The following is a 13275-nucleotide window of genomic DNA, read 5'->3' as shown; positions in this document are numbered from 1 at the left end:
GATTGAATTTTCTTGCCCACGCCGAACTGGCACGACACGGCAGCGACGTTTTCATGCTGGGTAATCTAGTGGCCGATGGCATCAAGGGAACGGCGACAGCAGATACCGAACTGGCCCGGGGCGTACGGTTTCACCGTAAAATGGATGCCCTGATCGACCAGCACGAGACGACCCTGGCGCTCAAACAGCAATCCCCCAGCGCGCAGCGGCGTGTCTGCGGCATTGCCCTTGATATCGTCTGGGATCACTTTCTGGCCAGGCTGTATCACGATGAGCATTTGAACCAGCGCGTTTATGGCATCCTGACCCGACATGCGTCCATGATTCCCGAGCGGCAGGCGCGGCTTTTTGAGCACCTGTGCCGTGAAAACTGGCTAAAGGGCTATGGGGATTTTGGTTTTACCTGTCGCGCCATCGCAGGGGTAGGGACGCGTCTCTCGGGCCCCAATCGGCTTGCCGAACTGACGCCCTGGCTGGAAAGAGAATATTCGCTGCTGGAAGACGGTTTTCACGAGATCTGGCCATGGATGCAGCGTGCGGCATGCGAACATGCCGCAACATTAGCTGACCAGTAAAAGACACCTGACGCGCTCACCCGGCATGATTTTCGAGTGGGCCTTGATCACGGCCAGTGCATTGGCCGTCACGCAGGAGCGCAGGATGGAGGAATCCTGATCTTCAAACGCGTGCGCGCGGTAGCTGTCCCCGTCCCACTGCAGGGTGACGCGCATGTAATGATCGCGCCCGGCAGTTTCGGTCTCGAAATCCGCTTGAGCGGTGACCTCCGGCAGGGCATGCATCTCTTTACAGCCCTGCAGGCCGCCCAGAAGCGGGCGCAAAAAAAGCCACGCACCGACAAAGCTCGATACCGGATTGCCCGCCAGCCCCACAAAGCGACACTGATCAATGTGCCCCAGCGCCAGCGGCTTGCCGGGGCGAATCGACAGACGCCAGAGATCCAGCTCTCCCAGTGATTCCAGCGCACGACGGACATGGTCGGCGTCCCCGACCGAGACCCCCCCGGTAGTGACAATGACATCGACCTGACGAGAGGCACGATCAAGTGCCTGTGTCATGGCGTCGAGCGTATCCGGCACCTGCTCCACCAGCGAGAGCTCGGCCCCAAAGCGCACCAGAAGATCCATCAGCATGAATCGGTTGCCGTTATAGATCTGTCCGGGGGCCAGCGACTCTCCCGGCAGCTTCAGCTCATCACCGGTAAAGAGCAGCGCCACACGCGGCTTGCGATAGACCGGCACCTGGTCAAACCCCTGACCTGCCAGAAATCCCAGCGCGGCACTATTGAGCCGCGTGCCCTGAGATACAAGCTCTGTACCGGTAGTGATTTCTCGACCCTTGATGCGGACGCTGTTGCCCGCCGCAAGACCGGCAGGAATAAAAGCGCCATCATCACGGACATCCACCTCCTCCTGCATGATGACGCTGTCGGCGCCATCGGGCAGAGGTGCCCCGGTGAAGATTCGTGCACAGGTACCGGCCTCAAGCGGCAGCGCCTGCTGGCCGGCCATGATGCGCTGACTGACGGGCAGCACCTTGCCACTGTCCGCGGCACGCAGGGCATAGCCATCCATCGCGCTATTATCAAAGGGCGGCGTATCGTGACGGGCATGAAGCGTTTGCGCCAGTACGCGGTCACCGGCCACTTCAAGCGCTACCCATTCGCACGCCAGCGGTGCGAGCCCCCTTGAAAGCGAGTCGAGTGCCTCCTGTGGGGTATGCAGCCGACTGCCATCAGCCATGCTGCCTCCGTCCGGGAATCACCAGATTGGCAAAGTTGCAGGGCTTGTGTCGGCTATCGAGCTGTTCGGCAAGAATGCCGTTCCAGCCGGTACGACAGGCGCCGGTCGAGCCGGGCAGGCAAAACACCGCTGTATGGTTGGCAAAACCTGCCAGCGCGCGGCTTTGTATGGTAGAGCTGCCGACATCATCCTGCGAGAGCCGACGAAACATCTCGCCAAAGCCTTCGATATGGCTATCAAATAAAACGCTGACGGCTTCGGGCGTGGAGTCCCGGCCGGTGAAACCGGTCCCCCCGGTGGTGATCACGATCTGTACCTGCGGGTCGGCAATCAGGCGCGCCACTTCTGCGCGAATCTGATAGAGCTCATCACGAATGATCTGTCGAAAAACGCAGCGGTGACCCGCGTGCTCAAGCGACTCGATCAGCAGGGCGCCGGAACGGTCGCTGCTTTCATCGCGAGTGTCGGAAATCGTTAAAACGGCAATCTCGAGCGGGATGAAGTCGTCACTCACGAGGAGGGTTTCTCCTTTGCGTTCTGACGTGCTTCAAGTGCCTTGAGCTGTTCATCGGTGGCCGGCGGCTGGTGATGCGCCTTCCATTCGCCGTAGGGCATGCCATAGACATGCTCTCGGGCGCTGTCCAGATCCAGCTCGACATGACGCTCTTCGGCAGCCGTTACCAGCCACTTGGAAAGGCAGTTGCGACAGAAGTCGGCCAGAATCATCAGGTCAATGTTTTGTACGTCACGATTGTCATCGAGATGCTTGAGCAGACGACGAAAGGCGGCTGCCTCAAGCTCGGTCCGGGTCTGCTTGTCCAGTTGTTCCATGTTCAGCTCCTGTAAGCGCCCTGAAGGCTGAAAGCCAATGATAAGAAGAGGGCAAAACCATTGTAGGCCGTCATTACGGCCTGGTGTAGTGACAACAGGGGTGACGACAGGGCCGGCATGTCAGGCGCGCTCACCCGGCGCACATACCGACAGTACCAGGGCATCGGTATCGCTGATGGATACCTTGGCGTGGCCCATGTCGCTGTCGAAGTAGAGACTGTCACCGGCGTCGAGCTGAAGAGGCTCATAAAACTCGCTGTAGAACAGAATAGAGCCCTCCAGCACCAATAAAAACTCTTCACCGCCATGACGCACCCAATCCGGAAATGCCTCGATGCTGCGGGCGCGAACGATCGTCTTGAAAGGCGTCATCAGCTTTTGCGCCAGCTGTGCCGATAAAAGCTCATGCTCGTAGGTGGGCGTCGGGTGCTGTTCTCCCTGGCCGCTGCGCGTCAGCTCACGCCGGCCGGCATTGCAGGGCGCGCTGCGCGGGCTCTTCAAAAGCTGGGGCATATCCAGCTCAAGCCCGATCATCAGCTTTTGCACGACTACAAAACTGGGGGATACCAGATCGTTTTCAATCTTGGAAAGCGTTGAGCGTGCCACCCCGGTGCGCCGGCTGACCTCTTCGAGCGTCAGCTGCTGGGCACGGCGAATTTCACGCAGACGTTCCCCCAGCCGCAGGGGTTCGACAAAGGGTTTTTGCCCGCGGGCGACCGTCATGCCGGCCCCTGCTTTTGCCTCACGATCTGTCATTCTGGACGGATATCCTTGTCGACGCCGAGCGTGTGTACCGTCAGGGCGCCAGCCGGCTTTTCAGCCAGTGACCATCGGATGTCCGCAAGCGGTAGCGGATTCGATCATGAAGGCGGCTGGGCTGGCCCTGCCAGAACTCGACCATGACCGGCACCACTCGATAGCCCCCCCAGTGCGGCGGCCGTTCGACCTCATTGTCCTGATAGGCATGTTCAAAGCGATGGGTACGCTCATCGAGCCATTGGCGGTTCGGAATTTCAACGCTTTGCTGAGAGATCCAGGCGCCCAGCTGACTCGCTCTCGGGCGCGAGTGGAAATAGGCATCCGAGGCTTTTTCAGAGACCTGCTCCACGTGCCCTTCAATACGGACCTGACGCTGCAGGGTCGGCCACCAGAACACCAGCGCTGCGTGAGGACAGCTGCCCAGCTCGCTTCCCTTGTGGCTTTGATAGCTGGTGTAGAACACCATACCGTTTTCATCGAAGTCCTTGAGCAGCACGATACGCGCGTGTGGCACGCCTTCATTGTCTGCCGTGGCCAGCGTCATGACGTTGGCGTCATCTCGCTCGCTTTCGACTGCAGCGTTGAGCCACTCGGAAAAAAGAGGCCATGGCGTTTCAGGCGTATTGTCACGGTCAAGCGTCTCCCCGACATAATCGCGACGCAGATCAGAAATGGTGCTCATAAGCGGTTTCCTTGAAGCTTCGGGAGGCATCATCCGGTCTGCCTCGCAATGTTGTTTCGGGCCTGATCCAGTATCCTGCCCGGGGATCACCCGGTGCCCGGGGGATTATCATTGCGTTGCCAGCGATGAATGTACAACGCATAGCTGCCGGCACTGAGCAGCAGAGTCAGGGCAGAAAGCGCCTCGACCAGGCCCAGCCACCACAATCCCGGCAGCTGCAGCATGACCGCCCCCTGAATGATATAAAGCACGCTGACAAACGCCAGCCAGCCGTAGCCGCGCCGGCGCTCGGTGCGCAGTACAATACCCAAAAGCGCCAGCGGGGCGAGCCGCACCAGCACGGGAAGCAGTGTTTCGGTGCCACCTCGTTGTGACAGGATCACCCCCGTGAGCAGGGTCACGGCCATGAGCGTGATCCAGCTGATTATCACGACCCGACGCGCCCTGTGTCTGGCGCCGCTGGCGCCATAGCGCTGCTCAAAGGTACGAAACAGCACGGTTACTGCCCTCGCGTCGCTTCAAGTGCCAGCGCCAGACGTGCCAGACGCTTGCCCTGAGCCATGGCCAGCGCGCGCTCGTGCTCGTCGATGCTGCGGTCATTGTCAGGTCCGGCAAAGTGACTGGCCCCGTAGGGGGTGCCGCCGGTACGCGTGGTAAACATTTCATCCACGCTGTAGGGAATGCCTGCGATGACCATGCCATGGTGCAAAAGGGGATTCATCATCGTCAGCAGGGTGCTTTCCTGACCACCATGAATGCTGGACGTCGAGGTAAAGACCGTGGCCGGCTTGTCGACCAGTGCACCGTTGAGCCAGAGCGTACTGGTGCCATCCAGAAAGTGCTTGAGCGCCGCTGCCATGTTGCCAAAGCGCGTAGGGCTCCCCATGGCAAGCCCTGCACAGTCACGAAGATCATCATGACTGGCATAGACAGGCCCTTCATCGGGGATATCGCTGGCCACCGCTTCACATTCGGCAGACACCGCGGGTACTGTGCGAAGGCGCGCCTCGATACCGCCTACCGATTCAATGCCTGCGGCAATATGGCGGGCAATATCACGTGTCGCGCCCTGCCGGGAATAATAAAGCACCAGTACGTAGGGTCGGGTCATGACATATCCTTGTGGGAACGATAGAGACCAATTCTGGCAGGAATGCCACCATTGTGCCCATTGAGGCCCAGGTTGTCAGGCCACACCGTCTTCAGATTCGATTGGCCAGGGCGCCAGCCAGTCGCTATGTTTCAGGGAGACATCAAGTGGTTATCGTCAGGAGCGGGACAAGGTGAGACGCTTTTCCATACCCCAACCCTTGTGGCTGTTGCTGACGCCGTTCAGGGCCATGATCAAGCTCGTCAAACGCTTTAATGCTCATGACGGCCTGCAGACAGCAGCCTCGCTGACGTACACCACACTGTTTGCCGTGGTGCCGCTGACCACCGTGGTGTATGCCCTGTTTGCAGCGATCCCCGAGTTTCAGGATGCAGGGGATCGTATCCAGCAGTTCGTGTTTCAGCAGTTTGTCCCGGAAACGGGGCAGACCATTCTGGATACGCTGCGCGGGTTTACCCAGCAGGCACGTGGGCTGACCATGGTCGGCGGCGTCTTTTTGCTGATCACCTCTATTTTGATGATGATGACCGTGGAAAGCGCGCTCAATCGAATCTGGGGGGTGCGTCATAATCGACATGGATTGATGGGGTTTCTGGTGTACTGGGCCGTTTTGACGCTGGGCCCCATTTTGATTGGTAGCGGCTTTCTGCTGTCTTCCTATCTTGCCTCCATCAGCATATTGAATTCGGCAGCGTCCTGGCTGGGCGGCAGTGATTTCATTTTGCACTTTCTCCCGCCGATCCTTAGCTTTCTGGCGTTCTGGTTTATCTACATCACCGTGCCCAACGCGCGTGTGCGCTTCAAGCATGCCGCGGCCGGCGCGCTACTGGTGTCGATTTCGCTGGAGCTGGCCAAATGGGGCTTCTCCCTCTATGTCACCAACTTCCCTTCCTACCAGATCCTTTATGGCGCCTTCGCCGCCGTGCCACTGTTTCTGCTCTGGATATTTTTGAGCTGGTTCATCATTTTGATGGGGGCAGAGCTGTCTGCCTGGCTGGGAGAAACCCAGCATGCCGACTGGCGTCGCTGGCCGCCGTTCTGGCAGGCCATGGGCATGCTGACCCTGCTGCATGAGAGACAAATTCGCGGCGAAGGGGCATTGCGAGCTTCAAATGTGCGAAGACGACTGGGAGGGCACTATCACAAGCTGTTGAACGTGTTGTCCGAGCGGGGCTGGATCGTGATCAGTGCAGAGGATGAGTGGGTACTGGCCAAATCGCTTGATACCCTGACGCTTAGTGAAGTCGTGGCCGGCCTGCCCTGGGACATGCCCGAACACTATCGGCCACCGGAAGGCTATAATGCGCTGGCTGACCTCATGCGCGCCGCGCATCAGCGCTATCATGAGGCGCTGGATGTTTCGATGACATCAGCCCTGAACAACCAGGCCGGCGATAAAACGCCTGCCACTCCATGACGGCATTTGCCGGGAGGCTCGGCACTTCATATCCTGTTCCCGATGCGACGCTCTGACATTGATGCTGCGTAACCCACAGCAAACCCTGTTCGAACGACAAGCCTGCTGGTGACGCTGCCAACAGGCGAGGAGTAGCCCGATGAATGCCAATCAACGCGATGAGCAGCTTTTTTTCAGCGAAATGGCCGACGTCATCCCGCTCAACAAGGGGCGCAACCGCGCTGATGCTGGAAGTACCGGCGCGCGAACGCCCAGCGATGCCCAGCTGGCGCGACGTGCCAGTGCTCAGGATGGCGAGCAGGAGAGCAACTTCCTGTCCGATGAGTTTGTCGACCTGCTGCCGGCCAACGATCCGATCGAGTTTCGACGCGACGGTATTCAGACCGGCGTTATCGAGAAATTGCGCCATGGCGGCTACCAGGTCGATTCCCAACTTAACCTGATCAAGCGACCCGTCATCGAGTGTCGTCGAGAGCTTTTTAACTTCATCCGTCAGGCGCATCACCATGAACTGCGCTGTGTGATGATCATCCACGGCCGTGGCAAAAGCGATGAGAGCCATGCCAACGTGGTGCGCTCCTATGTGGGCAAATGGCTTGAGCAGTTTGATGAAGTGCAGGCCTATGTTACGGCCCAGCCGCGTCACGGCGGCATCGGTGCCACCTATGTCATGTTGAGAAAGGCGCCCCGTGCACGCCAGCGTAACCGTGAAGTGCATCAGCGCCGTCGCGCGCCCTGAGCACAAGCTTTACGACTATCGATCAAAAGACCGTTAACAAAAAGACCGCCAGCAAAAAGGGCCTCTTATCAAGAGGCCCTTTTTCGTTGCCAGGCTCATGCTACTGACGGGACGTTACGGCTATTCGTCGGGGTTATAGGAGAGAATCGGCGACAGCCAGCGCTCCATGGTGTCGCGCGACATGTCCTTGCGCGCGGCAAGCGCATCGATCTGGTCGCGGCTGATCCGCCCGGTCGAGAAATAGCGCGACTGCGGGTGCGAGAAGTACCACCCGGACACCGCGGCCGCCGGCCACATGGCAAAGCTTTCGGTCAGCGTCAGTCCCGTGTTTGCCGTGGCGTCCAGCATTTCGAACAGGGCGGCCTTTTCCGTATGGTCCGGGCAGGCCGGGTAGCCAGGGGCAGGACGAACGCCCTGATACTTTTCGCTGATCAGGTCGTCGTTGTCCAGCGTCTCCTCCGGGACATACCCCCAGTGCTCGCGGCGCACGCGCTCATGCATGTGTTCTGCCAGTGCCTCAGCCAAACGATCTGCCAGCGCCTTGACCATGATGGCATTGTAGTCATCGCCGTTTTGTTCATAGTGCCTTGCCAGCTCATCCGCGCCATGGCCTGACGTTACGGCAAATCCGCCGATCCAGTCCGCACGACCGCTCTCTTTCGGTGCCACGAAGTCGGCCAGGCTATAGCAAAGGCCATCGCGGTTTTTGGTGGTCTGCTGGCGAATATGATGAAGCTGATGAATCACCTCGGTGCGAGACTCATCGGCGTAAACCTCGATGACATCGTGATCGACCGTGTTGGCCGGCCAGAAGCCGATCACGCCACGCGCCTGCAGGTGGCGCTCGTCGATGAGCTTGTCGAGCATGGCGGTCGCATCCTGATAGAGATTGCGGGCGGCCTCACCGACCACATGGTCTTCGAGAATTTTGGGGTACTTGCCCGCCAGCTGCCAGCTCATGAAAAAGGGCGTCCAGTCGATGTACCTGACCAGCATGCGCAGATCGATGTCATCAAACACCCGCAGCCCGGTGAAGGCCGGTCTGGGCGGCTCATAGTCGGCCCAGCCCCCATCAAAGCGCCGTTCACAGGCCTGGGCGTAGTTAAGATCGGCTGATTTCGGGCGTCGCTTGCTGTTACGTTCCCGCACCTTTTCATACTCGGCGCGAATCTCGCCGACGTAGGCTTCCTTGAGTCCGGGCGAGAGCAGCTTGCTTGCCACGCCGACGGCGCGCGAGGCGTCGGTAACATAAACCACGGGATGGCTGTAGGCCGGCTCGATCTTGACCGCCGTATGGGCCTTGGAGGTGGTGGCGCCCCCGATCAGAAGCGGAATATCAAAGCCCTGACGCTCCATTTCCTTCGCCACATGCACCATCTCATCCAGCGACGGTGTGATAAGGCCTGAAAGCCCGATGATCTGAGCGTTATGTTCGCGCGCGGCCGCAAAGATTTTCTCGGCGGGCACCATGACGCCCAGATCGATGACCTCATAGTTATTGCACTGCAGCACCACGCCCACGATGTTCTTGCCGATATCGTGTACATCGCCCTTGACCGTGGCCATGATGATGCGGCCCTTGCTGTGATCCTCATCACTCTTTTCAGCCTCGATGTGCGGGATCAGGTACGCCACGGCCTGTTTCATGACACGTGCGGATTTCACCACCTGCGGCAGAAACATCTTGCCGGCACCGAACAGATCACCCACCACGTTCATGCCGTCCATGAGCGGGCCTTCGATCACCTCGATAGGGCGGTCAGCACGCTGACGCGCCAGTTCGGTGTCTTCCTCGATATAGCTGGTAATGCCCTTGACCAGCGCATGCTCGATACGCTTTTCGACTTCCCAGCTGCGCCACTCGAGATCCTCCTTTTTCTGAACGCCGCTGCCGTCATCCTTGTAACGCTCGGCAATGTCCAGCAGCCGCTCGGTGGCATCCTCGCGGCGGTTGAGCACCACGTCTTCCACTGCATCGCGCAGCTCCTGAGGCAGATCGTCGTACACCGCCAGTTGACCGGCGTTGACGATGCCCATGGAAAGCCCAGCATGAATGGCGTGATAGAGAAAGACCGAATGAATGGCTTCACGAACCGTGTTGTTGCCGCGAAAGGAGAAGGAAACGTTAGAGACACCGCCGGAAATCATGGCATGAGGCAGGTGCTGCTTGATCCAGCGCGTGGCCTCGATGAAATCGACCGCGTAATTGTTGTGCTCCTCGATGCCGGTAGCGATGGCAAAGATATTGGGATCGAAGATGATGTCTTCTGCGGGGAAATCGATCTCGTCGACCAGGATGCGATAGGCGCGCTCGCAGATTTCGGTCTTGCGCGCCATGGTGTCGGCCTGACCCTGCTCATCAAAGGCCATGACCACGATGGCAGCGCCAAATCGGCGGCACTGTTGTGCCTGGTAGCGGAAGCTGTCTTCGCCTTCCTTCATCGAGATCGAGTTGACGACGGCCTTGCCCTGAACGCACTTGAGGCCGGCCTCGATGATCTCCCACTTGGAGGAGTCGATCATGATGGGCACGCGCGAGATATCCGGCTCGGAGGCGACGAGCTTGAGAAAGTGCTCCATGGCCCCCTTTGAGTCGAGCATCCCCTCATCCATGTTGATATCGATGACCTGAGCGCCGCTTTCGACCTGCTCAAGGGCCACTTCAAGCGCGGTATTGAAATCCTCCTCCTTGATCAGCCGTTTGAAGCGGGCAGAACCGGTCACGTTGGTGCGCTCGCCGACGTTCACGAACAACGATTTTGCATTGATATTGAACGGCTCAAGCCCCGAGAGACGACAGGCCGGCGCAATATCGGGCACCTTGCGCGGGGGAAGGTCGGTCATCACCCGCTTGATCGCGGCAATATGCTCAGGCGTCGTGCCACAGCAGCCGCCCATGATATTGACCAGCTGCTGCTCGCCAAAGGTGCGCACGATCTCGGCCATCTCATCGGCTTCCTGATCGTATTCGCCAAATTCGTTGGGCAAACCGGCATTGGGATGGACCGATACATGGGTGTTGGCGCGTCGTGAAAGCTCTTCCAGGTAGGGCCGCAGGTCCTCTGCGCCAAGTGCGCAGTTGAGCCCTACGCTGATCGGGCGAGCATGACGTACGGAATTCCAGAATGCCTCGGTCGTCTGTCCCGACAGCGTCCGCCCGGAGGCATCGGTGATGGTGCCCGAGATCATGATGGGTACGCGGTAGCCGAGCTCTTCAAACAGCACATCGAGCGCGTAGATGGCCGCCTTGGCATTGAGCGTATCGAAAATGGTCTCGATCAGGATCAGATCACTGCCGCCTTCGATCAGAGAGCGCGCCGCTTCGACGTAATTGTCGACCAGCACCTCGAAGGTGACGTTACGCTTGGAAGGATCATTGACGTCCGGCGAGATGGAAGCCGTGCGGCTGGTCGGCCCCAGCACGCCGGCGACAAAGCGCGGTAGCCCCGTTTCCAGTGCCACCTCATCGCACACGGCGCGGGCAAGCCGGGCAGCTTCGTAATTCAGCTCAACCACCAGCTCCTCGGCATGATAGTCCGCCTGGGAGAGCCGGGTGCTGTTAAAGGTATTGGTTTCAATAATATCCGCACCGGCTTCCAGGTACTCGCGGTGTAATCGGGTAATGATTTCGGGCTGGCTGAGTACCAGCAGATCGTTGTTGCCCTTGAGATCACTTTCCCAGTGCGCAAAGCGGTCGCCGCGAAAGTCCTGCTCGGTCAATCGCTCGTTCTGGATCATGGTGCCCATACCGCCATCAAGGATCAGTATGCGATCCGACATCAGGCGGGTCAGCGTCTCCAGAACCGGCGAATCGGCAGCTTGAGGCATGGAAGAAGATCTCCGGGTAAATGATAAGGCGTCCATGAAAGAGGGCGTATTCTAGCAAACCCCCGTCAGGCGGACAGGTTTGTGGCCTGAAAGACATTCACGACCGGCATGAGCACCAATCATTCATGGCTTCTCGGGCAAGGCCCCGGCTTGTGGTCAGTCCTTTTTATTTACCCGAGTATTGCACTCGGATTTGTCGCGAGCTGCTGGCTAGCATAAAATATCAACAGATTTCTTTATTGCGATTGCGCACGAGGCCATCAATGAGTCAGAGCATCGAAATTACCGAAAGCGCGCAGGAGTATCTCGCCGACCTGCTTTCGCGTCAGGACGTCGAAGGCATCGGTGTGCGCGTCTTCATTACTCAGCCGGGCACGCCCTACGCTGAAACCTGTCTGGCCTACTGCAGGCCGGGAGAGGAAGAAGAGAGTGACGAGCGCATTCCGCTTGAAAGATTTGACCTCTTTCTTGAAAAGCACAGCGTGGCCTTTCTGGAAGATGCTGTCGTTGATTTCAATGCCGATCGCATGGGCGGGCAGCTCACCATCAAGGCGCCCAATGCCAAGATGCCCCAGGTCAGCGACGACAGTCCGCTCGAAGATCGGGTCAACTACATCCTGTACAGCGAGATCAACCCCGGGCTTGCCGCACACGGTGGCGAGATTCGCCTGATTCAGCTGACAGAAGACAATGTGGCCGTGCTGCAGTTCGGCGGCGGCTGTCAGGGCTGTGCCGCCGTTGATGTCACGCTCAAGCAGGGCGTTGAGAAGACGCTGACCGAGCGCATTCCGGAGCTTACGGCGATTCGTGACGTGACAGACCACACCGATACGACCAACGCCTACTATTGATCGACCGCTCAGGGCTTTCGTTAGCCAGCCAAGGACGTTGAACGTAAGAACCCCGGCATGCCGGGGTTTTTTTATGGGCGCTTTCAGGTGAAACAGCTTTATTCAGTCAGTTCAGCCTAATAAACGAAAGGCGGCATGGGCGCCTTGGACAGGCGCTCCTGCAGCACCCTGAGCTCGGTACGAAGTCGTGCCAGTTCCTGGTCACGCTCGGCAAGCAGACCCGAGAGATGATCCTCCCGCCCGCGGCTTTCCTGAAGCTGCTGCTCATTGTGACGAGCATGCTGGCTTAGATCGCGCATCTTGCGCTCTTCTTCCTGCAGGGTACGCCGCTGCTGCTCCATCTGGGTCGTGAGCTTCTCGATACGCTCTTCAAGCTGCTCGTGGCGACGGCGCGCCTGCTTCTCGAGCTCCTGCTTTTCATGACGGGCGCTGTCGAGCAGCTGCATCAGACGATTTTCAGCGCTTTCATGGCGTGACTCTTCCTGCGCCAGGCGCCGCTTGTGCGTTTGATCAAGCTGCTCAAGGCTTTCGTGATGCTCACGCTCAAGACGATCGCGCTCTTCGCTGAGCGTATTGATCTGTCGGTCCCGCATGGCCAGCCGCTGATCCCGTTCTTCAAGCTGTCCGCGCAGATGCGCCGCTTCGCTTTCCAGGCGGGCGAGGTTGGTCGCCTTTTCCTCAAGCCGGGCGGCCGTACTGTCCAGTCGCTCGCTCAGGGCGGACAGTCGCTGCTGGGTGTCTTCAACCCGGCGCTGGGCCTGTCGGGTTTCCTCTTGTGCCTGCTCTACCTGCTCATCGGACTGCTGACGATAGAAGGCGAGTGCCTCACCAGCTTCCTCCTGAGCCTGCTGCCACAGGCCTGCCAGCGCATCGTGCAGGCGCTCCGGAATGGCCTGCGGCAGAGGCACGTCCCGATTTTCCTCGCGCCTTGCCCGCCACTCCCGCAGGTGATCACTGATCGTGGTGAAGCTCCCGGTACCCAGCACTTCACGGATGCGCTGAACACTCGGGACATCACCGCGCTGTATCAGGGTTTCTATCGCCCTTTGTACATCTTCGAATTGCACGCCACTTCGTGCCATGACGGCCTCCTGAGTTCCCTGTAATCGCCCGGTAGTTGCTTGTTATTGAAGATGGGCTGCGTATGGCCATCACTATAGCGGGTTATTGTGTCAAAAGCATTATTACGTAAATACATATTACGTAATATTATTTATCATAAGATGAATAAATTCATGATTACGCGTCTTATCATGATTTTATCCATCATAATGAGTATCCTGTGGCACCAAGGCAA

13 protein-coding genes are annotated in these 13275 nt (G+C 58.7%); 4 read left to right on the top strand and 9 right to left on the bottom strand.

Annotated features, from left to right (window positions below; all coding sequences use genetic code 11):
- The first annotated feature begins 2 nt into the window (after positions 1-2).
- Positions 3-575, top strand: a complete 573-nt coding sequence (locus ACUN8C_RS08160; protein WP_445621714.1) for an acyl carrier protein phosphodiesterase — start codon at positions 3-5, stop codon at positions 573-575.
- Here the strand turns inward: ACUN8C_RS08160 and ACUN8C_RS08155 are convergent.
- From ACUN8C_RS08155 to wrbA, 7 genes are all read right to left on the bottom strand, one after another.
- On the bottom strand, positions 561-1760 hold the full coding sequence (locus tag ACUN8C_RS08155; protein WP_445621713.1) for a molybdopterin molybdotransferase MoeA: 1200 nt from the start codon (positions 1758-1760) through the stop codon (positions 561-563). The two genes, ACUN8C_RS08160 and ACUN8C_RS08155, sit on opposite strands and share 15 nt — an antisense overlap.
- Entirely contained in the window at positions 1753-2274 is a 522-nt protein-coding gene (gene moaB / locus ACUN8C_RS08150) for a molybdenum cofactor biosynthesis protein B (RefSeq protein WP_445621712.1), read from the bottom strand. Before moaB ends, ACUN8C_RS08155 begins: the two co-directional genes overlap by 8 nt.
- The gene (locus tag ACUN8C_RS08145; RefSeq protein WP_445621711.1) at positions 2271-2591 is read right to left on the bottom strand and encodes a DUF1244 domain-containing protein; all 321 of its coding nucleotides are present in this window, start codon (positions 2589-2591) and stop codon (positions 2271-2273) included. Before ACUN8C_RS08145 ends, moaB begins: the two co-directional genes overlap by 4 nt.
- A gap of 120 nt (positions 2592-2711) precedes the next feature.
- Positions 2712-3347, bottom strand: coding sequence for a helix-turn-helix domain-containing protein (locus tag ACUN8C_RS08140; protein WP_445621710.1), 636 nt, complete (start codon positions 3345-3347; stop codon positions 2712-2714).
- A gap of 40 nt (positions 3348-3387) precedes the next feature.
- Positions 3388-4032, bottom strand: a complete 645-nt coding sequence (gene pdxH, locus ACUN8C_RS08135) for a pyridoxamine 5'-phosphate oxidase (RefSeq protein ID WP_108843552.1) — start codon at positions 4030-4032, stop codon at positions 3388-3390.
- 86 nt (positions 4033-4118) lie between these two features.
- Positions 4119-4529 (bottom strand): DUF2069 domain-containing protein, encoded by a 411-nt coding sequence (locus tag ACUN8C_RS08130; RefSeq protein WP_445621709.1) that lies wholly within the window; start codon positions 4527-4529, stop codon positions 4119-4121.
- 2 nt (positions 4530-4531) lie between these two features.
- A complete protein-coding gene (gene wrbA, locus ACUN8C_RS08125; protein WP_445621708.1) occupies positions 4532-5143 on the bottom strand; it encodes an NAD(P)H:quinone oxidoreductase in 612 nt (203 codons plus the stop codon).
- 172 nt (positions 5144-5315) lie between these two features.
- Between wrbA and ACUN8C_RS08120 the strand changes: the two genes are divergently transcribed.
- Positions 5316-6560, top strand: coding sequence for a YihY family inner membrane protein (locus ACUN8C_RS08120; RefSeq protein WP_445621707.1), 1245 nt, complete (start codon positions 5316-5318; stop codon positions 6558-6560).
- Positions 6561-6699: 139 nt separating this feature from the next.
- Positions 6700-7299 (top strand): DNA endonuclease SmrA, encoded by a 600-nt coding sequence (gene smrA, locus ACUN8C_RS08115; protein ID WP_445621706.1) that lies wholly within the window; start codon positions 6700-6702, stop codon positions 7297-7299.
- 120 nt (positions 7300-7419) lie between these two features.
- Here the strand turns inward: smrA and metH are convergent, their stop codons facing one another.
- Positions 7420-11127, bottom strand: coding sequence for a methionine synthase (gene metH / locus ACUN8C_RS08110; protein ID WP_445621705.1), 3708 nt, complete (start codon positions 11125-11127; stop codon positions 7420-7422).
- Positions 11128-11390: 263 nt separating this feature from the next.
- On the opposite strand from metH, the gene nfuA reads away from it, so the two are divergent.
- Positions 11391-11978: a Fe-S biogenesis protein NfuA gene (gene nfuA / locus ACUN8C_RS08105; protein WP_108843558.1), complete on the top strand. Its 588-nt coding sequence runs from the start codon at positions 11391-11393 to the stop codon at positions 11976-11978.
- Positions 11979-12094: 116 nt separating this feature from the next.
- On the opposite strand, the gene ACUN8C_RS08100 is transcribed toward nfuA, so the two are convergent.
- Positions 12095-13060, bottom strand: a complete 966-nt coding sequence (locus ACUN8C_RS08100; RefSeq protein WP_445621704.1) for a DNA-binding protein — start codon at positions 13058-13060, stop codon at positions 12095-12097.
- Between the last annotated feature and the right edge of the window lie 215 nt (positions 13061-13275).

It is taken from the genome of Kushneria sp. Sum13 (genome assembly GCF_052692355.1).
This window is presented reverse-complemented; position numbering and strand designations above follow the sequence as displayed.

Excerpts from the sequence above, each read along its gene's own strand:
- ACUN8C_RS08155 (WP_445621713.1), bottom strand. The coding sequence starts at position 1,760 with ATGGCTGATGGCAGTCGGCTGCATACCCCACAGGAGGCACTCGACTCG.
- ACUN8C_RS08145 (WP_445621711.1), bottom strand. The coding sequence starts at position 2,591 with ATGGAACAACTGGACAAGCAGACCCGGACCGAGCTTGAGGCAGCCGCC.
- ACUN8C_RS08140 (WP_445621710.1), bottom strand. The coding sequence starts at position 3,347 with ATGACAGATCGTGAGGCAAAAGCAGGGGCCGGCATGACGGTCGCCCGC.
- pdxH (WP_108843552.1), bottom strand. The coding sequence starts at position 4,032 with ATGAGCACCATTTCTGATCTGCGTCGCGATTATGTCGGGGAGACGCTT.
- wrbA (WP_445621708.1), bottom strand. The coding sequence starts at position 5,143 with ATGACCCGACCCTACGTACTGGTGCTTTATTATTCCCGGCAGGGCGCG.
- smrA (WP_445621706.1), top strand. The coding sequence starts at position 6,700 with ATGAATGCCAATCAACGCGATGAGCAGCTTTTTTTCAGCGAAATGGCC.
- metH (WP_445621705.1), bottom strand. The coding sequence starts at position 11,127 with ATGCCTCAAGCTGCCGATTCGCCGGTTCTGGAGACGCTGACCCGCCTG.
- nfuA (WP_108843558.1), top strand. The coding sequence starts at position 11,391 with ATGAGTCAGAGCATCGAAATTACCGAAAGCGCGCAGGAGTATCTCGCC.
- ACUN8C_RS08100 (WP_445621704.1), bottom strand. The coding sequence starts at position 13,060 with ATGGCACGAAGTGGCGTGCAATTCGAAGATGTACAAAGGGCGATAGAA.